Origin of the sequence: Acinetobacter sp. YH12235 (assembly GCF_013417705.1) — a bacterium.
In the GTDB taxonomy this organism is placed as follows: domain Bacteria; phylum Pseudomonadota; class Gammaproteobacteria; order Pseudomonadales; family Moraxellaceae; genus Acinetobacter.
This window is the reverse complement of the sequence record NZ_VPDL01000014.1, coordinates 1-23991: the sequence shown is the minus strand read 5'-3', so window position 1 is coordinate 23991 and position 23991 is coordinate 1. Positions and strand designations below refer to the sequence as shown.

The following is a 23991-nucleotide window of genomic DNA, read 5'->3' as shown; positions in this document are numbered from 1 at the left end:
CCTGAAGAAGTGAAGATGAAAACATAATGATGAAGAGTTGTGATAGGAGTATTGCAATATTCTGCGCCTGAAACACTTTGTTGCAAATACTGTTGGCGCAGAATTTTCCGTGCAATTTAATACATTTTAGCGGATTTATTGATCAATGGTTTCGTTGATATTTTTTTGCCATAACACCTCAGAACCACCTTCAACACGTTGCAAGGTGCGTGAAGCCACAAACAGCCAGTCAGATAGGCGATTTAATAGCTGCAGGGAAGTCGCCTGAATATTCTGGTCGCGTGAGTGAACTGACATCACGCTGCGCTCTGCACGACGGCACACGGCACGGGCTTGATGAGCAAAACTGCAAACTAAAGTACCCGCAGGCAAAATAAAATCTTTCAGCATCGGCAAAGCTTCATTCATACGATCGATGTCATTTTCCAGAAAATCAATCGAGACTGGTTGAACCAGGTTAAAGCCAGGGATACACACTTCACCACCCAGATCAAACAACCAGTGCTGGATCAGGCTTAAAGATTTATCCCAAGTCGCTTTATCCTGAATGCTGCTTGCCGCGATTTGTGCGCGTAAAACCCCAATGATGGCATTCAGTTCGTCGACATCACCCAGCGCTATGATACGCAAATCATCTTTGGCTACACGTGAACCATCACCCAGTCCGGTAGTGCCCGAATCGCCTGTGCGCGTGTAAATTTTACTTAAACGGTGACCCATGAGAGTTCCTTAAATGATTAAATGCTGTAAATAAAAAGAATCATGCCATAGGCATGACATGATTCTCAAAAGTATTTATTTAGATTGGCTGGTTCTAGTATTTGAAAGTGACACCAGCGGAAGCCAGACGGCCACCATTGACATAGTATTGGTCGCCCGCACTATGCACGGTTTTGTATTTCACATCACCAACATTTTCAATATTGGTAAAGAGCTTTACTGTTGGATTGATATTCCAGTAAGCATTCAGGTCGACACGTGCATAGCCTGGAATGTCACGAGCAAAATCTTTGGCTTTCGATTTCGCAACCAATGCTGCACTTAGACCATAATCGGCATTTTGTAGACCTGTAGATAAGGTCAAAGACTGACGCGGACGACGTAGCAGCTCGGTATTCTGTTTGCTATCTTCAGTCTTGACGTATGTGTAACCAGCATTAATAAAAAATTGATCCTTGTTCCATTGCGCCGTTAATTCACCACCTGTCATTTGGGCTTCATCAATATTCTGGTTTTGATAGACAGGGAAGGTGTTGACCCAGTCACCGTCACAAGTGCTGATACAGGTTGAATTAATCAGGTGATCGACTTCCGTATGAAAAGCTGATGCGCCAACCAGAATATTGAATGGTAATTTTTGATCAATTCCCAGTTCATAAGAAATACTTTCTTCAGGTTTGAGCTGATCATTGCCGCCAAAGGCATACATATCATTTAAAGTGGGTGCCTTGAAAGCTGAACCGATATTGGTATAAATGCTGGTATTCGGAAGCAGCTGATAACGAATCCCGCCTTGTGCCACCGTATGCGTACCAAATTTTTCATTATCTTCGACACGCAGACCGAGTTGGGTACTGAAACCATGATTCTGGTATTGATGCTGAATGTAGTAACCAGTTGAATTGATGTCTTCATCAATAGCTTGGGTTTTGGCATCTGTATTACGTTGGGTCAGACCTAATAAAACATTCTGGGTCGGGCTAAAATTCCATTTGCCATAGATTTCAGCTTCTTGTGTCGTGCTGTGTACAAAGCTGTTAGATGTGACCTGATTTAGGTCATCTTTAAACTGGGAAAGTCGTGCATGAATGGCCGTGGTTTCAGTGGGATGAATCTGACCTTTTAAATTGACGATTTCATTTTTGAAATTCTGGCTGGAAAAGACACCCCAGTCGCTATATTGGCCATTTCCTGAATTCTGGCTGTAATCTAGAGATGCAGCATAACGCTCTTTTTCAACGCCGAATTTTGCACTATATCCTTTCTGGTCATAGCTATAGTCACGACTGTCATTCATGTTGAATACCGGAGTGCCATCAGTTTCTAAAATCTGGCCACGAATCTGTGCATAGATTCCATCTTCTGTGAGGTCTGCACCGACCAGTGATTTATAAGTCTGGTTTTCACCCATCTCGCCAGATACAAAAGCACCGGTTTTTTCAGGTGTTTTGGTGACGAACTGAACTACACCACCAATCGCATCTGTCCCATACAGCACGGATGCGGGACCTTTTAATATTTCAATCTGCTTGAGGTCTGTAGTATCCAGAAACGGAATAGAAGCTGCACCGGTAGTTGCGGTATTTAAACGAACGCCGTCACGTAAAACCAAAGCTTGATTGGAGTTAGTCCCGCGTAAGAACAGAGAAGTTTGCTGGCCATACCCACCTGACTGCACCACATTTATGCTGGGATCTGTTTGTAATAAATCCGGAAGAGCCTTAATCGGTGATTGCTCAAGAACAGCCGGTTCAATAATCGCAATCCGGGCTGGCACATTTTCAATTTTTTCTTCAGATCGGGTAGCGGTCACCACAATGGTATCTAAAGCTGCTTGTGCAACTTTTTGCTCGGCGGCATGAACAGATGAAGTAAAACCCAACGCAAGTGCGATCGCACCTACCAAGGCAGTAGGTTGAAATGGAATAGACATGAGATGTGCTCCATACATTCACTCCCCGTGAATGATTGAGTTAAAGAACACAACAAGCAGGTATCCGGACTTAAATGCAGTATTGAAACATACTTACTTATCCACCTTCCCACATATTGATGCAGTGGTGTAAATCCTGAGGATTTATAAAGACAAGCTTTTCATTTTTTACCGTTGCGGGGGCAGCGTTGGATTTGCACCAACTTCCCTAAAGCCTTAAGGCCTTGACTCGTTGCAAATTGTGGCAAGTATAAAGTCTGCTTATGACTTAAACAATCAAGATCAAGAATAATCCGTATGAACTTTACGCAAGATCGATGATTTGCATTACAATGATTCACCCCAATCTCATAGATTACTTGATATCTTGGTAAATCAGAGCCAACACTATATGCGAACCCGTGCCAAAATCTGTGGAATCACCCGAGTTGAAGATGTCCAAGCTGTTGCTGATGCCGGCTGTGATGCCATTGGATTCGTGTTCTATTCACCGAGCCCACGTAGCGTGACTCAGGCACAGGCTGAAGTGCTGGTCAAAGCAGTGCCAGCTTATATTCAAGTGGTGGGCTTATTTGTTAATAGTACGGCAGATGACATCCAGGATATTTTAAAAACTGTTCCGCTGGATATTCTACAGTTTCATGGTGATGAAAGCCCTGAACAATGTCAGGCCATTGCCCAGCAAGTTGGACGTCGCTGGTACAAAGCGATTCAGGTCAAACCTGATCTGGACGTAGTCGCTGAAATTCAACGTTATCAGGCAGCAGGAGCCAGCGCAGTACTGTTAGACGCTTGGCATCCTGATTTAAAAGGTGGCACCGGACACAGCTTTGACTGGAGCACCTTCCCTCAATTAGATATTCCCTTGATCCTGGCTGGGGGTTTAAACCCGGACAATATCGAGGAGGCAATTCACACCACACAGGCTTATGCTGTTGATGTTAGTGGTGGTGTCGAATCCGCAAAAGGTATAAAAGACCAACAACTCATAGAACGCTTTATGCAAGGAGTCCATCGTGGATCAGCAAAGTACTAATCACAACAAGCCCGTGATTGACTATACCCAATTCCCGGATGAGCGTGGACATTTCGGTATCCATGGCGGGCGTTTTGTGTCAGAAACTCTGATGGCGGCTTTACAAGATCTGGAAAAGCTTTATTTCCGCATGAAAGATGATAAACAGTTTCTGGCAGAATTCGACCGTGATCTAGCCTACTACGTAGGTCGTCCTAGTCCTTTATATCATGCTGAGCGATGGTCGAAAGAGTTGGGTGGTGCGCAAATTTACTTAAAGCGTGAAGATCTGAACCATACCGGCTCGCATAAAGTAAACAATACGATTGGTCAGGCTTTACTGGCTAAACTTTCAGGCAAAAAACGCATTATTGCGGAAACAGGTGCCGGTCAGCATGGTGTAGCAACTGCAACCATCGCAGCGCGTTTAGGTCTTGAATGTGTGGTGTTCATGGGTGCTGAAGACGTGAAACGTCAGGCGATGAACGTTTACCGTATGCGTCTGCTGGGTGCAACAGTTGTTCCTGTAGAAAGTGGCTCTAAAACATTAAAAGATGCCATGAACGAAGCGATGCGTGACTGGGTTACCAACGTTGACTCAACTTATTATGTGATTGGTACCGTGGCAGGTCCACACCCATATCCACAATTGGTTCGTGACTTCCAGTCCATTATTGGCCGTGAAGCACGCCGTCAGATTCAGGAACAGGCAGGTCGCCTTCCAGATGCATTGGTTGCTTGTGTCGGTGGTGGTTCAAATGCAATGGGTTTGTTCTATCCATTCCTGAACGATCAGGATGTGAAAATGTATGGTGTTGAAGCCGCAGGTTTAGGGATCGAAACTGGCAAGCACTCTGCACCACTGAATGCGGGTCACGTCGGTGTACTGCATGGTAACCGTACTTATCTGATGTCTGATAAAGAAGGCCAGATCATTGAAACGCATTCAATTTCTGCCGGTCTGGATTATCCGGGTGTAGGTCCGGAGCACAGCTTCCTGAAAGATATGGAACGCGTGAACTATGTACCGATCAATGATCAGGAAGCGTTACAAGGTTTCCGTGATCTAACCAAGATCGAAGGGATCATTCCTGCGCTTGAAAGCTCACATGCGATGGCTTATGTCACTAAACTTGCCCCAACCATGGACAAGGATCAAATCATTATTGCGACCGTTTCTGGTCGTGGTGATAAAGACTTGATGACTGTTGCCCGTATTGATGGCGTAGAAATGGTTGAGATGTAAAATTTTCTCCGATCCCTCTTTTTCAAAGAGGGGTGAAAACCCTCCTATCTAAAAGGAGAGTAAGGTGGATTAAAAAAATCGTATTGAAGCTATTCAGTACGATTTTTTTATTTTTATAGATAAGAAAATTTTTAAAGATGAAGAGGAAGGATCAATCTGGCTGGAAGTGGTATAAAAATTATACAAGTTCTGGATAAAACAGCAAAAAATCAGTTTCTCATTCAGAAAATTAAAATGGTTATTTTAAGCAGAATTGGCCGGAAGAGCTGACGAACGGTTTTAAAAAATTCTTTATCAAATCTCAATAATCGGCATAATAGCTTCAAGCAAAAATAGTTTTTGATTGAGATGGAATGTCTTAATGGATTTAATTCAGGAAAATGGACAACCACGTTACGGACGTTTCAAAGAAATTCCAAAAAGTATTGATTACAATGCGTACCAGTACAAAAATCCCTATGGTGATGTACTCAAGGGATGGCGTAAACAACTAAAATATAAAAAATTTAAATTCTGTAGTATTCAACACGAACATTATACAATTGGCCTTGCGATTGCGGATATCGCTTGGGCTGGGCACAGTTTTTTCTACATCTATAACCATAGTACCAACGAAGTGCAGGAATGGAATGCGATCAATTTCTTCTCGCGCAATACGGTGCTAGACGAACAGCCATTATTTAATCATAGTTATTTTCACAAATCTCCCTTTCAGATTGATATCCAGCATGCCAATGGGGTGCGTTATATCCATGTGACCAAATATGGTGAAATCAAGCTTAGTGCCCGAATTTTCTGTGCAGGTACAGACCCGCTGAGTATGTGCAGTCCGACCGGAATCAATGGCTGGACCTATACCCAGAAATTGACCACTTTGGGTTGTGAAGGTTATTTCGTAAATAAGCAGGGTGAAACCATCCAGTTTAATGAGCGCACCTTCGCTTCTCTGGATGATACCTGCGGCTTTTTGCGTCCTGAAACTGCCTGGTTCTGGCTATCTTGTAATTTCTGGGATACCAATCGTAACCGTATCGGGATCAATCTCGCTTCCGGCGTCAATGAAAGCTTTGGCAATGAAAACTGTTTGTGGGTAAATGGTAAAATTTATCCTGTGGCGGATGTGTTGTTTCAGCAGGAATCTGACGAACGCTGGAACATCCAGTCATTAGATGGCTGCTTGAACCTGAATGTACATACGGGCTGGCGCCGTTATGAAAATCTGAATCTGCGTCTGGTCGGCAGTCAGTTTAGCCAGTGGCAGGCAAAAGTATCAGGCACCATCCGGCAAGATGGTCAGGAGATTGTACTGGTCAATGAATATGGACTTTTAGAACAGCACTATGCCAAGTGGTAACTTATTTCTTGTAGGTTTTGGATTCATAAAAAAGCCTTCAATCTCGAAGGCTTTTGATTTCGAGGTTTAATCTTCTGCAGCTTGCCAGAAGGCTTCTCCTGCCTGAATCGGGTCACCGGTTTCTGCCAGCGTTTTTACCCAGACATCATATTGAGCAATCACTGGGTGCTGGGATGGATGGAAATCCTTTTTAAACCAGTCACGATACTGTTTACCCATACGAGTCAGAGTCCCTTTTTTACCAAAGAACCAAGGTAGGCCACGGATATTCATTTGCAAGCGTTGCAGTGGGCTAAAGCCATCATGTTTGAGCATGACATTGGCACGGTAAATGGTAAAACCAAACATCAGCAAAGTCGTGATGAGCAAGGTGTATTGACGCAGCCATTCTGGCGTTTTTGCCACATCTTTCATCACATCAAAAGCGACATCACGATGTTCCATTTCCTCAATCGCATGCCAGGCAAACATGGCACGGACAAAAGGATGGGCATTTCTTAAAGTATCTTTTTGTCCATAAAAAGTTTCAGCCATGAGCGCGGTCAGATGTTCTGCGGCTGCAGTGACTGCAATATTGTACTCAGGTGAACGGTTCTTCAGGTCATAGTTCATCATGTAGTTCAGACGCTGAATAAACTGATCAACCGGCATGCCTTGTTCCCGCATCAGGTTATTCATCTTGTCATGGGCAATACCATGCTGTGCTTCCTGACGGATAAAATCAGCTACCCGTTTTTGCAGATCTGGATCTTTGATCTGGTCACGGAACAGACGCACACTCTGAATGAAATAACGTTCACCGTCTGGAAAGGTCAGACTCAGTGCATCAAACATACGGGTCAGGAATGGATCGCCACCAAACCAGTAACGCGGAATTTCACTCAGCTTAAAATCAAGATTACTGCGTACCACAGGCTGTACAGAAGATTTTAAAGGTGCGTTCATCTGCTTTCATTCTTTTTCTGGAGATGCTGACAGTATGTTCAGAATTGCACAAATTGTTTTGACAGATATGGCCAATTTTTATACATTTTACGCCAGAGAAAAATAAAATATACATTCGCAGTGGAGACAGGGACGCGCTCATGCAGGACATCAAAATCTCCAATGGTTATATCCAACTATGGGCCACCTATTTGCGTAGCTTAAATATAGAACCTTTAACCGCAGAGTTTCTTGCAGATCTACGACCTCAGCTCATTGGACTGATTGATCAGCCTTTTGATGCACAAGTTCCGCTGGATTTTCTCAATAGCATCCTGTTAAGAACCCAAAAACAGCTAGCGTGTCCACAGTTAATTTTTGAAATTGTGCAATGTATTCGGCCAGAACATTTTGGTGTGCTGGGCTATATGGTATCCAAAAGCAGCAGTATTCCTGAGATCATCGGCTACATCATGCGTTTTCAGCGACTGGTCATTGATGGGAGTGAATTTGTCCCATTGCAACTAAGACAGCATGCACAGAGTATTGAATTGTATTGGATTTATCAGGATGAGCGTTATAACCTGCTGAATGAGCTAACTATCGCAGCCATGGTGCAATTGGGACGTTTTATTTTGCAGGATCATCCTTTGCTCTTGCGTCGGGTGCGTTTTGCTCATGCGCCAGAAATTGCCCGAATTCACTATCAAAAATTCTATGCTGCGGAAGTGCAGTTTTCACAGCAGGATTATGGCTTTGAACTGGATATACAGGGACTGAACCTGAAATCGGAACAGGCCGATCCAATGTTATTACAGTTATTGATTCGTCAAGCTGAAGAAGCGATTGCAGCCAAACCACCTGTAGAAAGTATTTTGACTCAGGCTCAAAAAGTGGTTGCGGAGCATCTAAGAAGCAGACAACAGGCGATTAAAATTGAACAGCTGGCCGAGCAACTGTTTGTATCGACTCGAACCTTGCAGCGTCAGCTAAATGAGCAAGGTAGTTCTTTTAAAAAATTGTTGGAACAGGAAAGGATCAGGCGTTGTGAAAGCTTATTGCATCAGCCCCTAAGCCTGACCGAAATCGCCCAACAACTGGATTATTCTGACCAGTCCGCTTTAGCCCGCGCTTATAAGGCAGCAACAGGCAAGACTTTATTGCAATATAGAAAACAATTAAAACAGGATCAGGCATAAAAAAACGGCCATCATTGGCCGCTTTATCTCATGACTTAATTTAAGCTGTTTTTAATTTAGGGTATCGGAAAGCAATCGCGATCACTGCAAAGATTGCCAGAATCCAGCAGTAATACACGCCCCCGATTAGCTCGACTGGAGAAAGTTTGGCAATCGAACAGGCCAGTAATAATTGTGCGCCATAAGGGATCAGCCCCTGTACCACACAGGAGAAAATATCCATCAGGGCGGCGGCACGTTTCGGATCAACCCCATATTCTTTCGCCACTTCACGGGCCATATCACCAGCCAGAATAATCGCGACAGTGTTATTTGCTACAAACAGATTCGAAAATACGACCAAGAAACTGATCCCGATTTCACCGGCCCGCTGACGGCCCACTTTAAATAAGCGGGTCAGCGCGTAGATGCGTTCGATCAGCCAGCGTAAACCACCTTCACGTTGCATGATCGCAGACAGGCCACCCAGGAACATGGATAACAATGCCACTTCAAACATGCCGACAAAGCCATCATAAATGGAAGTGTTCAGCTTGAGGATATTGAAATCTGGCGTAGCAAATAGCCCGAATAAACCCGATAACACGACACCGATGGTTAAAACCGCCAGAACATGCAGACGGCTAAAAGCCAGTAAAAAGACCGCAATATAAGGCAGGACCAGGATCCAGTTAAAGTCCTTGTATTCCACTGGACTAGAACTACCAGTATTGAAGATATAGATCAAAATCGTGACGATAGAAGCCGGCACAGCAATCCAGACATTGACGCTGAATTTGTCACGTAACTGCACTTTCTGGCTGCTGGTTGCAGCGATGGTAGTATCCGAAATCATGGACAGGTTATCACCGAACATCGCCCCACCGACCACGGCGCCAATTGCATAAACCACCGGAATCTCGGTCACTTGTGCAAAGCCAAAGGCAATGGGTGCACAGGCGGCAATGGTTCCCATAGAGGTACCCATCGCCGTCGCAATAAATGCCGAAATCACAAACAGCATCGGTAAGACAAAACTCGGAGGAATGACAGACAGGCCCATCTGTACGGTGGCATCAACACTGCCAATCGCACTGCTGACACTGGCAAAAGCACCGGCCAGCATAAATACCATGAACATCAGAATCAGGTTAGGATGGCTGGCACCTTTAAGAAATTCTTCAATACCCTGATTGAGTTTGCCACGATACACTAATGCAGCCAAGATAATCGCGGGCAGGGCAGCAACAGGCGCTTTAATCTGATAAAACGCAAATTCAGTTCCGATCAGAGAATGATAGATCCCGCTACCTAAAAAGATGGTTAAAAATACAATAAGCGGCAACAGTGCAATGGCGCGTGCCTGCACTGTACCTTCAGAGTCAGTCTGCATAGGAGATAAAAAAATAAGAGAATGGGGCTAGTATAAAACAGGTTTTGCAATTTCAGAAAACTTTAAATGAATGCGCTAACATCTGCATTTTTATTAATTTTTCCATGATAAAAATAAGTTTATCTAAATATTCAACATTTTAGGGAATGCCAAAATTAGGCATCTTTGATCATTGAGAAAAAAATCAAAATAATCGTAAATAGATCCCTTCGGGTTGTTCTGAAATCCTCGCACAGGAAATGAAATGCCAGAGGTCGATGTTGCACACTGTTCAATGTACAAAAAATAGCGTTACAATGCGATGTCTTGTATTTCTACATAGTCAATGTCTCAAGTTTGAAACACCTTAAGGAAAGCTCAGCCCTATGTCACGTTTAGCCACACGATTTGGACAACTTAAATCTCAACAGCGTAAAGCTTTAGTTTCTTATGTTATGGCTGGTGACCCGCATCCAGAGGTAACCGTACCTTTGCTGCACCAGATGGTGGACGCTGGCGTCGACGTGATTGAACTGGGTCTTCCTTTCTCAGATCCAATGGCAGATGGTCCGGTGATTGCTCTGGCCGCTGAACGCGCGCTGGCCGGTGGCACTAATACCTTGGATGCCCTGCACATGGTGAAAGAATTTCGCTTGAAAGACCGCGAAACACCAGTGGTACTCATGGGTTATCTCAATCCGGTTGAAGTCATTGGCTATGAAAAGTTTGTGGCTTATGCCTATGAATGCGGTGTCGACGGCGTGCTTCTGGTCGATCTTCCTCCTGAAGAAGCTCAAGATTTGGGGCAGGTGCTGGAAAAATATGAAATGGATCAGATTTTCCTGTTGGCTCCGACCTCAACTGATGAGCGTATTCAGCATGTAGTGAAACAGGCCAGTGGCTTTATTTACTATGTGTCGTTGAAAGGTGTGACGGGTGCTGCGACATTGGATGTATCTGAAGCCGCTGCACGTATTCAGAAAATTAAGGCAGAGACAGATGTTCCTGTAGGCGTGGGTTTTGGTATCAGTGATGCTGCATCTGCGAAAGCGATGGGTGTTGCTGCCGATGCAGTTATTGTGGGAAGTGCGTTTGTAAAACAGTTTGCAACCCTCGCGCCAGAACAAGCCGTTATTGCGACGGTGAATAAAGTCAAGGAGCTTCGAGCAGCGCTCGATGAGTTATAGTATGAGTCAACAAGTGAAATCAGGCAAAATTCTGAGCCCATCGACCCCATGGACGGAGCGTATTGTTCCGGGCATTCATGTACCTGATGAGCAAACCACCCTAAAAGCGACATTCACAGAGCCAACCATTGAGTGCCCTGAATGTCATGCTTTGGTGACACGTACTGCAATGTCATTTAATGCTTATGTTTGTCCACAATGCGATGAACATCTGAAAATGAAAGCACGTGACCGTCTGAACTGGTTCTTTGATCAGGTACAGACTGAAATGGGTCAGGAATTTACGGCCAAAGATCCACTGAAATTTGTCGACAGCAAAGCTTATCCAGACCGTATGTCGGAAGCACAAAAGAAAACAGGTGAAACTGAAGCACTGATCGTAATGCAAGGTCTGCTGAAAGGCGTGCCAATGATTGCAACCGCATTTGAGTTTGACTTCATGGGCGGCTCTATGGGCACTGTAGTGGGTGACCGCTTTGTGCAGGCAGCGGAGCGTGCGATTGAAATGCATCAACCTCTGATCTGTTTTGCAGCATCTGGTGGCGCACGTATGCAGGAAGGTATGCTGTCTTTGATGCAAATGGCACGTACTTCAGCAGCGATTCAGCGTTTGAAAGAAGCAGGTCTGCCTTATGTGGTGGTATTGACCCACCCAGTTTATGGTGGTGTAACTGCGTCTTTAGCCATGCTGGGTGATGTGCATCTGGCTGAACCGAAAGCCATGATCGGCTTTGCGGGTAAACGTGTGATCGAACAAACTGTACGTGAAAAACTGGACGAACCGTTCCAGCGTGCTGAATATTTGCTTGATCATGGTGTAATCGATCAGATTGTTCACCGTCATGCATTACGTGATACAGTTTATCGTATTATCACGAAATTGATGAACCTGCCTTGAACACAGCACCATTAGCAACTGATTCACTTGATACATGGCTCGATTATTGGAGCCATGTTCACGTTACGGGGATTGATTTAGGCCTGGAACGTGTTATTCCTGTGGCTGAAAAGCTGGGCGTGATCAATCCGGAGGCTAAAGTCCTGACGGTTGCCGGAACCAATGGTAAAGGTTCAACGACCACGACTCTGGCTGCCATTCTCAATGCTCAGGGTTTTAAGGTCGGACTGTATCAGTCTCCTCATGTATATCGTTTTAATGAACGGGTGAAATTACGTGGGGTTGAAGTCGAAGACCAGTTGCTGATTGATGCTTTTGTTGAAGTCGATCGGGCACGTCGCGAATGCGATTTAAGCCTGTCATTCTTTGAAGCAACCACACTTGCTGCATTTGTGATTTTTAAACATGAACTGTGTGATGTGTGGGTGCTGGAAGTAGGACTAGGCGGTCGTCTGGATGTCGTGAATGTGGTTAATCCGGATGTTGCAGTCATCACCAATATCGGACTGGATCATACCGACTGGCTCGGTGATACCATTGAAAAAATTGCTTTTGAAAAAGCTGGTATTATCCGTCCGAATATTCCCGTGATATTTGGTGGTCAGCAAGATATTCCGCAAGCCATTCTGGATAAAGCTGCTGAATGCAATGCGCCGTTGTATGCTATCAACCGTGATTATTTCTATGAAGCCTTTGAAGATGGCAAAACCTGGGCTTTTGCATCGTCGGGTACGACTTTAAAATTGCCAACAGGTTCACTGGCGCTGGATAATATTTCGACAGCGGTTGCAGCGATCTTGCTGAGTGGTTTGGAAGTCAACCAGACAGCGATTGCGGAAGGAATTCAGGCAGCTAAATTGCCGGGACGTTTTGAAGTCCGAGAAATTCAGAATAAGACCGTAATTTTTGATGCCGGACATAACCCGCATGGGGTAGAGTTCCTGTTAAAACAATTACGCAATTATTTAAATTACAAAAAGAAATATAAAGAAGTCATTTGTGTATTTTCCATGCTGGCAGATAAAGATATAAATTCTGTCGTCAAGTTGTTGAAAGACACTGTTCATTTGTGGAAAATTGCACCATTATCTGTGCCACGTGCGGCAGAGGTCACACTTTTGACTGATGCATTGCAAGGTGAATTGATAGAACAATTTGACAATGTAAAATTAGCTTTTAAATCAGCGCTGGATGAAACAGAGAATAATCAGCTGATTTTGGTATGTGGATCATTTCATACCTTAGAAGCGGTATGGGAGTATTTGGAAGAATGTCAATGAATAACAAACAACGCTGGATGGGTGGCGTTGTTTTACTAGGTGGTGGTGTTTTATTGGCAGCATTACTCCTGAAAGGCCAAAATGAAATTCATCAGGATCGTCAGCAAAACCCGGCACTGGCTGCAGAAGTAGAATCAAAAGATACAGTCAACAATTCATTAGGTTCTTTAACAGTCGATGTGGAAACAGAAAAACGTCTGCTGGAACAGCAGCGTCGTGACCGCGAAAAAGCAGTAGCTGAACAGGAAGCTCGTGCAGCTGAATTTTTAGCCATGCAGCAGCAGGCTGAGGCAGATGCAGCACGTCGTGCGGCTGAAGAATATGCCGCTTTGAATGCCCATCGTATGGGACAGCAAAGTTCAGACAATATTCCACCTGAGCTGGCAGAAGATGAACAGACGAAGCAAAAACGTCTGGCTGAAGACAAGGCTGCTACACAAAAAAAGTTAGAACAGCAGAAACTTGAGCAGCAAAAAGCCCAAACTTCAGCTGATACTGCCAAGAAACAGGCAGAGCAGAAGGCTGCAGAAGAAAAACGTAAGCTAGAAGAGAAACGTAAAGCTGAAGAAGCGCATAAGGCAGCTGAAGCAAAACGTAAGGCCGAGGAAGAGCACAAAGCGGCTGAAAAGAAAAAAGAAGCTGAGCATAAAGCTGCTGAAGAAAAACGTAAGGCAGAAGAAAAACGTAAGGCAGAAGAAAAGCGCAAAGCTGAAGAGAAACATAAAGCAGAAGAGGCCAAGAAAAAGGCTGAAGCTGAAAAAGCCCGTAAACTTCTTGAAGGTGAAAGTGATAAACAGTGGATGGTGCAGGTGGCCCTGGCTGCCAATGAAGCCAATGCTGATGCCATTGCGGCCAAACTGCGAGCCAAAGGCTACAAGGTCACCAAGAGCCAGACATCTAAAGGTGTGCGTATCATGGTCGGTCCATCTAAAGACCGTGAAACAGCAGATGCACTGCGTAAGAAAATCGCGTCTGATGCCAGCCTGAACATGAAATCAGCCTGGGTGAATGACTGGGTGCCGCTAGATAAGCGTTAATTCTCTTACTTAACCGAAGTTTCTGTAGATGGATTCGTGAGTTGCTCGCGAATCCATCTTACATTTTCAGGGATAAATAATTTTTCAATATTGCGCCAAATGGAATGAAAGCCATAACCGCCATGCTTCATTTCCCGTACTGCGTCTTCAATGCGCCAGTTCTGGAAAATAATCCGGTACATGGCCACACTGGCACCGGTACGGTCTGAACCATGATAACAGTGTAAAAGTATTTTTTCATTATTTTGCCGTGCCTGTTGAATCAACTGCATTACGTTCAGTAAATCCTCGCGATTCATAGCCCAGGTATGAATGGGAACATGTTTAAGCTTGAGGTCTTCATTTGACAAAATATCCGTATCTTTATCGCGTGAACGCAGGTTGATCACCACATTAATGGCATATCGTTTTAATAAGGGCGTCAGTTCATCGCTCGGCTGTTCACTCCGGTAAAGTTCATCGCTAATCTGATAAAAATTATGTTCTTCATGCAGTCCCTGTCCCCAGTGCATTGGGCGTTCCTGTTCAGGCAGCGCTGGAGTACAGCCAGATAAAACAAACGCGGAAACCAGAAGAAGTACATAATTATTTTTCATTGCGCGTTAAACCCTCTTTTTAATCATTCTCTTCAACAGCATATCGGCTTTTGCAAAAAAAAGCCTGTCCGAAGACAGGCTTGATGGGAAAAGTTCGAAAACCCGGCTCGTCGGTGGGTATCAAACTAAACATGAAAATGATGGTTGATGCATGATGATCTTCATTTTCATGGTGGAGAGTTTTTTCTAAATTTTCGGTGTCATGGTTAAAGAGCAGTAACTTTGCTTATCCGTATAACTTTAGCATAGCTGAGGTTCTTGAGCGAAAAAGTACCACCTTTTAGAGACTACGCGTTTCGCTTGTCTTACGAATAACTAAAGCAGTGCTTTCAAATTATCACTCGAAGCATAGCTTCTCGTCTTGCATTCAAGCAAAGCGGTGTTTTGGAAGCTACGCGCTGCGCTTGTCTTGTCACAAATTAAAGCAGTGCTTCAAATACTGCGCACTTCGTTTGCTTTGCGCAAAACTGAAAAGCAGTGCTTTCAGTTTTGTCACTCGAAGCATAGCTTCTCGTCTTGCGCAAGGGCAGTACAATGGAAACTGCGCGCTACGCTTGCCTTGCGCAAAATTAAAAAGGAGTCCTTTTAATTCCTTACCAGCCATAGCATAGCTATGGCTCTTGCGCTCGGGCGAAGCAGTGCTTCGCTTATCCTCGCTCAGGCTGTGGCGTAAGACGTAGGTATGGAGTTACTGCCTTATAACCTTTAGGGAAGCGTTGTTTAATTTCTTCCTCATCTTTCAGTGAAGGTACAATCACTACATCATCGCCATGTTGCCAGTTAGCCGGGGTTGCGACTTTATGGTTGTCGGTTAACTGTAGAGAATCAACTACACGTAATACTTCATGGAAGTTACGCCCTGTTGATGCAGGGTAGGTAATGATCAGACGCACTTTCTTGTTTGGATCAATGATTACCAGAGAACGTACAGTCAGGGTTTCGCTGGCATTTGGGTGAATGAAACCATACAGCTCAGACACTTTTCGGTCCTGATCAGCAATGATCGGGAAGTTAACGGTCGTACCTTGAGTTTCATTAATGTCTTTGATTCAGCCATGATGCGATTCAACATCATCAACAGAAAGCGCAATCGCTTTCACGCCACGTTTTGTAAACTCGTCTTTCAGTTTCGCGGTAAAGCCCAGTTCAGTGGTACATACAGGTGTGTAGTCTGCTGGATGTGAAAATAAAATGCCCCAACTATCGCCTAGAAAGTCATAAAAGTTAATTAAGCCTTCGCTAGATTGCTGTTCAAAATTCGGTGCGGTATCGCCTAAACGTAAACTCATTTTCTTGCCTCAATTGATCTTGTAATGTGTCGATGAGAATAAATATGAACCAATTTTTTTATGATTAAAAATAGTGTTTTTAGAATTTCTTATGAATAAACCGAATAAAGAAGTAGGCTGTCGATTCAGAATCAGACAAATCAGTCGTCTAATTAACTATATTGCATGGGTAAAATTTGCTACATTACTTTGCCTTAGGTCTCAGGGCTAGGACGAAGGATGAGTTTTTTTCATTGGTTTTCTGGCAAAACCCTTGTAGTTCAAATTTCTAGCACCATAATAACGACTAAGAACATATTTATTTGACAAGCAAGATTTAGAGAGTCTATTCATGTTGGCAAGTCTGATCGGAGGAATCTTCGGTACCAAAAATGAGCGCGAACTCAAACGCATGCGTAAAATCGTAGACAAGATTAATGCGCTCGAGCCGACGATATCAGCCCTAAGCGATGCAGACTTATCTGCAAAAACTGAAGAATTCAAACAACGATATAATAAGGGTGAAAGCCTAGATAAGTTACTTCCTGAAGCATTCGCAGTCTGTCGTGAAGCTGCAAAACGTGTTATGGGAATGCGTCACTACGACGTACAGTTGATTGGTGGTATTACCCTGCATGAAGGCAAGATTGCCGAGATGCGTACCGGTGAAGGTAAAACCCTGATGGGGACGCTGGCCTGTTATCTTAATGCATTGAGCGGGCAGGGTGTCCATGTCATCACGGTGAACGACTATCTGGCACAACGTGATGCCGAGTTAAACCGTCCATTGTTCGAATTCTTGGGTTTAAGCATCGGGATTATCTATTCCATGCAGAACCCGATAGAAAAATCTGAAGCCTATAAAGCAGATATCACTTACGGTACCAATAACGAATTCGGTTTCGATTATCTTCGTGACAACATGGTGTTCTCGTTGGCTGAGAAAAAACAGCGTGGTCTGACCTATGCTATTATCGATGAGGTCGATTCGATCCTGATCGATGAAGCGCGTACACCACTGATTATCTCTGGTCAAAGTGAAGACTCCTCCCAGCTTTATGCAGCGATCAACAGCATTCCACCGAAGTTAAAAGCACAGAAAGAAGAAAAAGTACCGGATGGCGGTCATTTCTGGATTGATGAAAAACAGCGCTCTGTTGAAATTACAGAAACCGGTTTTGAAACCATTGAAAGTGAATTGATTGCAATGGGCTTGCTGGCTGAAGGTGAAAGCCTGTATTCAGCTTCTAATCTGAATTTGCTGCATCATGTGACTGCTGCGATTCGTGCGCACTATCTGTATCAACGTAACGTGCATTACATCATCCATGAAGGTGAAGTGATCATCGTCGATGAGAACACCGGTCGTACCATGCCAGGTCGTCGCTGGTCTGAAGGTCTGCACCAGGCAGTTGAAGCAAAAGAAGGTCTGGAAATCCAGCCGGAAAACCAGACCCTTGCAACTACTACATTCCAGAACTATTTCCGTCTGTATAAAAAATTATCCGGTATGACCGGTACTGCAGATACTGAAGCTGCGGAAATGAAAGAAATTTACGGTCTGGATGTGGTAATCATTCCAACCCACCGTCCAATGATCCGTAATGACCAGAACGATTTGATCTACCTGAATCGTGAAGGCAAATACAACGCGATTATTCAGGAAATCCAGCGTGTTCATGAAGCTGGTGTTGCGCCAATCCTAATTGGTACGGCCACTATTGAAGCGTCGGAAATTCTTTCTGACAAGCTTAAAGAAGCTGGTATTGAACATGAAGTCCTGAATGCCAAACAGCATGAGCGTGAAGCAGATATTATTGCCCAAGCGGGTGCACCGCGTGCTGTAACGATTGCAACTAACATGGCCGGTCGTGGTACCGATATTTTGCTGGGTGGTAACTGGAAAGCGCTACTGGCCAAAATTGAAAACCCAACCCCTGAAGATGAAGCACGCCTGAAAGCAGAATGGGAAGCGAATCATGAAGCAGTTCTTGCTTCTGGTGGTTTGCATATTATCGGTTCTGAACGTCATGAATCTCGCCGTATCGATAACCAGTTGCGTGGTCGTGCGGGCCGTCAGGGTGACCCGGGTGTATCGCGTTTCTACCTGTCTCTTGAAGATGACTTGATGCGTATCTTTGCGGGTGACCGTGTGGTTGCCATGATGCGTGCAATGGGCTTAAAAGAAGATGAAGCGATTGAACACAAAATGGTGTCACGCTCAATCGAAAATGCACAGCGTAAAGTAGAAGCACGTAACTTCGACATTCGTAAGAACCTGTTGAAATACGATGACGTGAATAACGAGCAGCGTAAAATTATCTATAGTCAGCGTGATGAGATTCTGGCTGAAAGTTCATTGCAGGATTATATCGAAGAGATGATCCGTGAAGTGATGCAGGGCATGATCGCCAACTATATTCCGCCTGAATCAATTCATGATCAGTGGGATATTGAAGGTCTGGAACTTGCACTACGTGAAGACTTATCGATTGATCTGCCAGTTGCACAGTGGTTAGAGCAGGATCGTCGTTTAGATGAAGAAGCACTGGTTGAGCGAATTACTGAAGAAGTGGTAAATCGTTACCGTTCACGTCGTGAACAAATGGGTGCTGAATCTGCAGCATCACTTGAACGTCATTTCATGCTGAACTCTCTGGACCGTCACTGGAAAGAGCATCTGGCTGCGATGGATTACCTGCGTCAGGGTATTCATTTACGCGGTTATGCACAGAAAAATCCAGAGCAGGAATACAAAAAAGAAGCCTACAACCTGTTTGTAAACATGCTGGGTGTCATTAAATCTGATGTGATCACTGATCTGTCACGTATCCATGTGCCAACACCTGAAGAGCTGGCTGAAATGGAAGCACAGCAGCAGGCACAGGCTGAAGCGATGCGTTTGCAGTTATCTCATCAGGAATTTGATGGATTACTGGCTGAAGAAGATGCAATCACTACTGAACAAAATGCGCAGGCCAATCCGGTTGCACCAGTCTTTGAAGCACCGGCAAGCCGTAATGCACCTTGTCCATGTGGTTCAGGTCTGAAATACAAACAGTGTCATGGCAAGATCTAATTTCTGCTAAGTTTCTAAACTATAAAAAGATCAGGACCAAATGGTCCTGATCTTTTTATGTATATGGACTTTTCAGCTGATGAATACTGTTTGCACTGTACCGGATTAAATGGTATTTAATGGCAGATTGAACACCGCAAAGTGGAAGAAACAATGACAAAAGTATTAAAAACGATGATGGTTGCTGCTTTGGCAATCCCGACTTTAAGTTTTGCTGAAACAGCAACAACGACACCTGCTAAAGTTCAGCAGGCCATTGGTCCAACTACGGCTCAGGTTCAGACGGGTACAGATGGTCAGGTGACCATTGCAAGTCCGCGTACTGGCATTCGCTATACCTTTAATAATTCAAACCGTCCAATCGTTTTACAGACTGCAGCGATTGCAGCAGCCAATGCAGCGAATGCTGACCGTATTGTTGCTTCTAACCCTGCGCTTTCTGCGGCAAGTCAGCAACAGGCGAAACAGGCTTTATTGAGTGAATCAACCCAACTGGCTAAAAACTAAGTTTGAGCCAGTTTAATAAAACCAGTCACTATGACTGGTTTTTTATTGTGAAAAACCATAAGAAAAGTGAGTGTTCATCTGGCTTTGGCTCGATTTTTTAATAAAGATCAACTAAGCTGTATTTTTCTGAAACTTCAATATTGGACATTTAAAAATGGCAGTTGGTGACGTATCTATGCCACAGATGCATGTGGTAAAAGGGGTGAGAATTGGTTCGGCAGAAGCGTATGTACGCTATCAGAACCGACGTGACCTGGTGATATTTGAACTGGCTGAAGGCTCCAATGTTGCAGGTGTATTTACCCAGAATGCTTTTTGTGCTGCTCCTGTACATGTTTCTAAAGCACATCTGGCGGTAGGTAACCCACATTATTTAGTGATTAATACCGGAAATGCCAATGCGGGTACAGGTGCTACAGGTATGGCAAATGCTGAAGCCACTTGTGCCAAACTGGCTGAACTTGCAGGCGTGAAAGCTGAAGAAGTATTGCCATTTTCAACAGGGGTGATTGGCGAACAATTACCAATGGAACGTCTTCTGAATGGTTTGCAGCCTGCATTAGAGTCATTGCGTGATGATGCCTGGATCGATGCGGCAACCGGCATCATGACCACAGACACTACACCAAAAGGTGCATCTGAACAGTTCGAACTGGACGGCATTACTTATACCATGACCGGGATTTCCAAAGGTGCCGGCATGATTCGCCCAAATATGGCCACTATGCTAGGTTATGTGGCGACTGATGTGCCAATCAGCCGTGAACTGGTTCAACAGCTTTTATCTGAGACAGTGAATCAGTCATTCAACCGCATTACCATTGATGGGGATACCTCAACCAATGACTCTTGCATTTTTATTGCTACAGGTCAGGCCGGTGGAACAGAAATTTCATCAGTTGAAGATCCGCGTTATGCAGCTGTGCTTGAGGTATTAATGCGTACCATGAAACGTCTTGCGCAACTGATTGTGCGTGATGGTGAAGGTGCGACTAAGTTCATCACAGTTGCAGTAGAAGGTGGCGCCAATACTCAGGAATGCTGTGACGTGGCCTATAGTATCGCGCATTCTCCATTGGTGAAAACTGCGATCTTTGCTTCTGATCCAAACTGGGGGCGTATTCTGGCTGCAATCGGTTATGCAGGTGTGGCGAATTTAGACGTTGCAAAAATTCAGGTTTGGTTAGATGATGTACAAATCTGCAAGGATGGTGGTGCAGCAGCAGACTATACCGAAGAGGCAGGTGCACGTGTGATGGCACAAGCTGAAATGACGATTCGTGTTGATCTTGGACGTGGTGAAGCAAAAGATACAGTCTATACCTGTGACCTGTCCTATGATTATGTGAAGATCAATGCTGATTATCGTTCATAATTCAGATTGTTTCTAAAGCCTCCGTTGTGGGGCTTTTTTTATATCTTATGATTTTTAATGACTGGTCAAAAAAGTATTTTGCTAGAGATGACCGGGATGTAGGGTGAAAGGTTCGTTGAATAATGAACCATGAGGGTAGAGTAAGAGTTGTTATGAATGATGCGACCAAATTAATAGCCAATGAAGCCAAATCGATTGTGCAGGCGCATTTAGATCGTTTAGGAGAACCCAAAGAGCATCAGATCAGTGCACAGGCCAAACAGGAAAAATTTGCACAGATTCAAGCCGAATTGGAAAAGCAGAATGCAGTACTAGTTGCACATTATTATTGTGATCCTGAAATACAGGAACTGGCAGAACTGACTGGTGGCTGTGTGTCCGATTCATTGGAAATGGCGCGTTTTGGACGTGACCATCCCGCATCGACCTTGGTGGTAGCTGGAGTTAAGTTCATGGGTGAAACTTCAAAAATACTTTCACCAGAAAAAACCGTCCTGATGCCAACTCTTGAAGCGACCTGTTCACTGGATTTGGGTTGTCCGGTAGAAGAATTTACCAAATTCTGTGATGCGCATCCTGATCATACTGTAGTGGTGTATGCTAATACTTCGGCTGCGGTTAAAGCCCGCGCTGACTGGGTCGTGACTTCAAGTTGTGCAGTTGAGATTATTGAACACCTCGATAGTTTAGGTGAAAAAATTATCTGGGCACCGGATCAGCATCTAGGGCGTTATATCCAGAATAAAACCGGTGCTGACATGCTGCTTTGGGATGGCGCGTGTATCGTCCACGAAGAATTTCGTTCGCGCGGAATTGCTAATATGAAAGCCTTATATCCAGATGCGGCAGTGCTGGTCCATCCAGAATCACCGATGTCTGTGGTAGAAATTGCTGATGCAGTCGGAAGTACTTCTCAGTTAATCAAGGCAGCTCAAACCTTGCCACATCAGCGTTTGATCGTGGCAACAGATCGCGGTATTTTCTATAAAATGCAGCAGGCTGTGCCAGATAAGATTTTGATTGAAGCTCCAACCGCTGGAGAAGGAGCAACCTGTCGTTCATGTGCACACTGTCCTTGGATGGCCATGAACGAGCTAGATGGAATCTTGCATGTTCTACAACATCGTGATCAGGAGATTCATGTTGACCCCGCATTAGCTCAACGAGCCAAACTGCCTTTAGATCGTATGCTGGATTTTAGTGCCAGCTTGAAACGCTAAGATTTTGTATAAAAAATGTCTGAAATGCTTGATAAATAAACGCTTGAAGTGTTTTTTTGATTTTTTTTAAATATAGGTGTTGACGTCTTATGGCGTCACGCCTAGAATGCACACCGTACCAAGCGATAAGCTTGATACGAAAGCTGAGATGAATCGGAGCATAGCACAGCCTGGTAGTGCACCTGGTTTGGGACCAGGGGGTCGTAGGTTCGAATCCTACTGCTCCGACCAATTCTTCAAGGCGGATGGTGAAAATCATCAGTAAAGCGCTTGTAGCTCAGTTGGATAGAGCATCCGCCTTCTAAGCGGATGGTCACAGGTTCGAATCCTGTCAGGCGCGCCATTTTTGGTGGCTTGATATTTAAGAACCAAGGCAATGGTGGATGTAGCTCAGTTGGTAGAGCCCCGGATTGTGATTCCGGTTGTCGTGGGTTCGAATCCCATCATTCACCCCAACTCTTTGAGTTGAACATCGGAGCATAGCACAGCCTGGTAGTGCACCTGGTTTGGGACCAGGGGGTCGTAGGTTCGAATCCTACTGCTCCGACCATCTTCTTCATGGTGGTTAAGATAAATGATACCGCGTCAAGCGGTTTTTTTATGTCTAAATAATGAAGACACCGTAATGGTGGATGTAGCTCAGTTGGTAGAGCCCCGGATTGTGATTCCGGTTGTCGTGGGTTCGAATCCCATCATTCACCCCAACTCTTTGAGTTGAACATCGGAGCATAGCACAGCCTGGTAGTGCACCTGGTTTGGGACCAGGGGGTCGTAGGTTCGAATCCTACTGCTCCGACCATCGATAAAAATGATTAATTATATAAATACCGCATCAGGCGGTTTTTTTATGTCTGAAATTTAACTACGAATTAAATTTAGCAATCAAAATAAAAATAGATTAAAAACTGGTTATTTATTAAGTTCATTCTTCATTCTTCATTCTTCATTCTTCATTCTTCATTCTTCATTCTTCATTCTTCATTCTTCATTCTTCATTCTTCATTCTTCATTCTTCATTCTTCATTCCAGAATTATGTTTTTAATAAGTCGAGCTAAATGTACCTAGATCTTTTTATGGGTGAGTCGCATTTATTGGGAGGTCCATAGGGATTGTGAAAATAAGAAAAATATTTATTCGAGTGAGCTGGAAGAATATTTTAAGCAGGAGCGGCTATGGAAATAAAAAACTAAATTGCACTTTATTAAGCTGAAACGAAATAGTCCCTGTTTTTTAAATTAAAAAATGGAAATAGTAAAAAGATATCTAAAAAATAGGGTTTTTAGATTAAAGAATATGCATATATGACATTTTTGTAGAAATAATAATCAACTGAAGTGTTTTCTTAAAAATAGGGGTTGCGCTTGTTTGGGATTGGTCTATAATGCACATCCATCGGCGGTGATGAAGATTAAAACTTCTGATAAAACAGTAACTTAGCATGAAATGGTTGAGTTGGGTTTTAGAAAGAAAGTTTAAAAATAATTTTCATTACTGGTTGACTTTCTAGAGATAGAGAGTAATATAGCCGACCTAGCTTGTTACTGACGAAGTAGTGAGAAGATCATTAAGAGATTATGAAGAACAACTTGTGTGGATTTTTACTGGTTGATTGATCGAAATTATTTTCATTGATTGAATGGTAGAAATTACTCGAAGTTTATTTGAGAAATATTTGTCAGAAAATTGATGAGCCAAGTTTAAGAACTTTACTTATAAAGTTCGAAATGATTTTAACTGAAGAGTTTGATCATGGCTCAGATTGAACGCTGGCGGCAGGCTTAACACATGCAAGTCGAGCGGG

The 23991-nt window shown here is 43.9% G+C and carries 17 protein-coding genes, 6 tRNA genes, 1 rRNA gene, 1 pseudogene and 1 riboswitch; of the genes and pseudogenes, 19 read left to right on the top strand and 6 right to left on the bottom strand.

The window, feature by feature from the left end:
- Positions 1 to 135 precede the first annotated feature (135 nt).
- A complete protein-coding gene (locus FTV13_RS08895; RefSeq protein ID WP_179993255.1) occupies positions 136 to 720 on the bottom strand; it encodes a cob(I)yrinic acid a,c-diamide adenosyltransferase in 585 nt (194 codons plus the stop codon).
- A 94-nt stretch (positions 721 to 814) separates the two neighbouring features.
- The gene (locus FTV13_RS08890) at positions 815 to 2653 is read right to left on the bottom strand and encodes a TonB-dependent siderophore receptor (protein WP_180011778.1); all 1839 of its coding nucleotides are present in this window, start codon (positions 2651 to 2653) and stop codon (positions 815 to 817) included.
- A 37-nt stretch (positions 2654 to 2690) separates the two neighbouring features.
- Positions 2691 to 2901: riboswitch (cobalamin riboswitch) on the bottom strand.
- A gap of 143 nt (positions 2902 to 3044) precedes the next feature.
- Between FTV13_RS08890 and FTV13_RS08885 the strand changes: the two genes are divergently transcribed.
- The 3 genes from FTV13_RS08885 to FTV13_RS08875 all read left to right on the top strand — a co-directional run bounded on the left by FTV13_RS08885 (position 3045) and on the right by FTV13_RS08875 (position 6268).
- Positions 3045 to 3689 carry a phosphoribosylanthranilate isomerase gene (locus tag FTV13_RS08885; protein ID WP_180011776.1) on the top strand — a complete coding sequence of 215 codons (645 nt, stop codon included), beginning with the start codon at positions 3045 to 3047 and terminating at the stop codon, positions 3687 to 3689.
- Positions 3670 to 4914 carry a tryptophan synthase subunit beta gene (gene trpB / locus FTV13_RS08880; protein ID WP_175966713.1) on the top strand — a complete coding sequence of 415 codons (1245 nt, stop codon included), beginning with the start codon at positions 3670 to 3672 and terminating at the stop codon, positions 4912 to 4914. The genes FTV13_RS08885 and trpB overlap by 20 nt, the downstream gene beginning before the upstream one ends.
- Before the next feature lie 361 nt (positions 4915 to 5275).
- Positions 5276 to 6268, top strand: coding sequence for a DUF2804 domain-containing protein (locus tag FTV13_RS08875; protein ID WP_180011774.1), 993 nt, complete (start codon positions 5276 to 5278; stop codon positions 6266 to 6268).
- 66 nt (positions 6269 to 6334) lie between these two features.
- On the opposite strand, the gene FTV13_RS08870 is transcribed toward FTV13_RS08875, so the two are convergent.
- Entirely contained in the window at positions 6335 to 7213 is an 879-nt protein-coding gene (locus tag FTV13_RS08870) for a metal-dependent hydrolase (RefSeq protein WP_180011772.1), read from the bottom strand.
- A 140-nt stretch (positions 7214 to 7353) separates the two neighbouring features.
- On the opposite strand from FTV13_RS08870, the gene FTV13_RS08865 reads away from it, so the two are divergent.
- Complete coding sequence (locus tag FTV13_RS08865) at positions 7354 to 8391, top strand: AraC family transcriptional regulator (protein WP_180011770.1); 1038 nt, start codon at positions 7354 to 7356, stop codon at positions 8389 to 8391.
- Positions 8392 to 8431: 40 nt separating this feature from the next.
- On the opposite strand, the gene FTV13_RS08860 is transcribed toward FTV13_RS08865, so the two are convergent.
- Positions 8432 to 9763, bottom strand: a complete 1332-nt coding sequence (locus FTV13_RS08860; protein ID WP_159124158.1) for a Na+/H+ antiporter NhaC family protein — start codon at positions 9761 to 9763, stop codon at positions 8432 to 8434.
- 365 nt (positions 9764 to 10128) lie between these two features.
- Between FTV13_RS08860 and trpA the strand changes: the two genes are divergently transcribed.
- From trpA to FTV13_RS08840, 4 genes are read left to right on the top strand one after another with little or no spacing between them, the layout of a single operon-like run.
- Entirely contained in the window at positions 10129 to 10929 is an 801-nt protein-coding gene (gene trpA, locus FTV13_RS08855; protein ID WP_004782187.1) for a tryptophan synthase subunit alpha, read from the top strand.
- Between the two features lies 1 nt (position 10930).
- Positions 10931 to 11827 (top strand): acetyl-CoA carboxylase, carboxyltransferase subunit beta, encoded by an 897-nt coding sequence (gene accD, locus FTV13_RS08850; RefSeq protein WP_166139531.1) that lies wholly within the window; start codon positions 10931 to 10933, stop codon positions 11825 to 11827.
- Positions 11824 to 13107: a bifunctional tetrahydrofolate synthase/dihydrofolate synthase gene (gene folC, locus FTV13_RS08845; protein WP_166139533.1), complete on the top strand. Its 1284-nt coding sequence runs from the start codon at positions 11824 to 11826 to the stop codon at positions 13105 to 13107. Before accD ends, folC begins: the two co-directional genes overlap by 4 nt.
- Positions 13098 to 14144: an SPOR domain-containing protein gene (locus tag FTV13_RS08840; RefSeq protein WP_373684505.1), complete on the top strand. Its 1047-nt coding sequence runs from the start codon at positions 13098 to 13100 to the stop codon at positions 14142 to 14144. Before folC ends, FTV13_RS08840 begins: the two co-directional genes overlap by 10 nt.
- 5 nt (positions 14145 to 14149) lie before the next feature.
- On the opposite strand, the gene FTV13_RS08835 is transcribed toward FTV13_RS08840, so the two are convergent.
- Together FTV13_RS08835 and FTV13_RS08830 are read right to left on the bottom strand one after the other, a co-directional pair.
- Positions 14150 to 14740 (bottom strand): dual specificity protein phosphatase family protein, encoded by a 591-nt coding sequence (locus FTV13_RS08835; RefSeq protein WP_179993247.1) that lies wholly within the window; start codon positions 14738 to 14740, stop codon positions 14150 to 14152.
- Between the two features lie 647 nt (positions 14741 to 15387).
- Positions 15388 to 16029, bottom strand: a pseudogene (locus tag FTV13_RS08830) (peroxiredoxin).
- 331 nt (positions 16030 to 16360) lie between these two features.
- On the opposite strand from FTV13_RS08830, the gene secA reads away from it, so the two are divergent.
- The 11 genes from secA to FTV13_RS15610 form a co-directional block, all read left to right on the top strand.
- Positions 16361 to 19087, top strand: a complete 2727-nt coding sequence (gene secA / locus FTV13_RS08825; protein WP_180011768.1) for a preprotein translocase subunit SecA — start codon at positions 16361 to 16363, stop codon at positions 19085 to 19087.
- 153 nt (positions 19088 to 19240) lie between these two features.
- Positions 19241 to 19594, top strand: coding sequence for a hypothetical protein (locus FTV13_RS08820; RefSeq protein WP_104426583.1), 354 nt, complete (start codon positions 19241 to 19243; stop codon positions 19592 to 19594).
- A gap of 154 nt (positions 19595 to 19748) precedes the next feature.
- Complete coding sequence (gene argJ / locus FTV13_RS08815; protein ID WP_179993244.1) at positions 19749 to 20969, top strand: bifunctional glutamate N-acetyltransferase/amino-acid acetyltransferase ArgJ; 1221 nt, start codon at positions 19749 to 19751, stop codon at positions 20967 to 20969.
- Between the two features lie 152 nt (positions 20970 to 21121).
- Complete coding sequence (gene nadA / locus FTV13_RS08810) at positions 21122 to 22189, top strand: quinolinate synthase NadA (RefSeq protein WP_179993243.1); 1068 nt, start codon at positions 21122 to 21124, stop codon at positions 22187 to 22189.
- Positions 22190 to 22343: 154 nt separating this feature from the next.
- Positions 22344 to 22420, top strand: a tRNA-Pro gene (locus tag FTV13_RS08805).
- A gap of 35 nt (positions 22421 to 22455) precedes the next feature.
- A tRNA-Arg gene (locus FTV13_RS08800) sits at positions 22456 to 22532 on the top strand.
- A gap of 36 nt (positions 22533 to 22568) precedes the next feature.
- A tRNA-His gene (locus FTV13_RS08795) sits at positions 22569 to 22644 on the top strand.
- An 18-nt stretch (positions 22645 to 22662) separates the two neighbouring features.
- A tRNA-Pro gene (locus FTV13_RS08790) sits at positions 22663 to 22739 on the top strand.
- 78 nt (positions 22740 to 22817) lie between these two features.
- Positions 22818 to 22893 (top strand) — tRNA-His (locus FTV13_RS08785).
- A gap of 18 nt (positions 22894 to 22911) precedes the next feature.
- A tRNA-Pro gene (locus tag FTV13_RS08780) sits at positions 22912 to 22988 on the top strand.
- Positions 22989 to 23921: 933 nt separating this feature from the next.
- Positions 23922 to 23991: ribosomal RNA gene (locus FTV13_RS15610) — 16S ribosomal RNA — on the top strand; the annotation flags it as partial.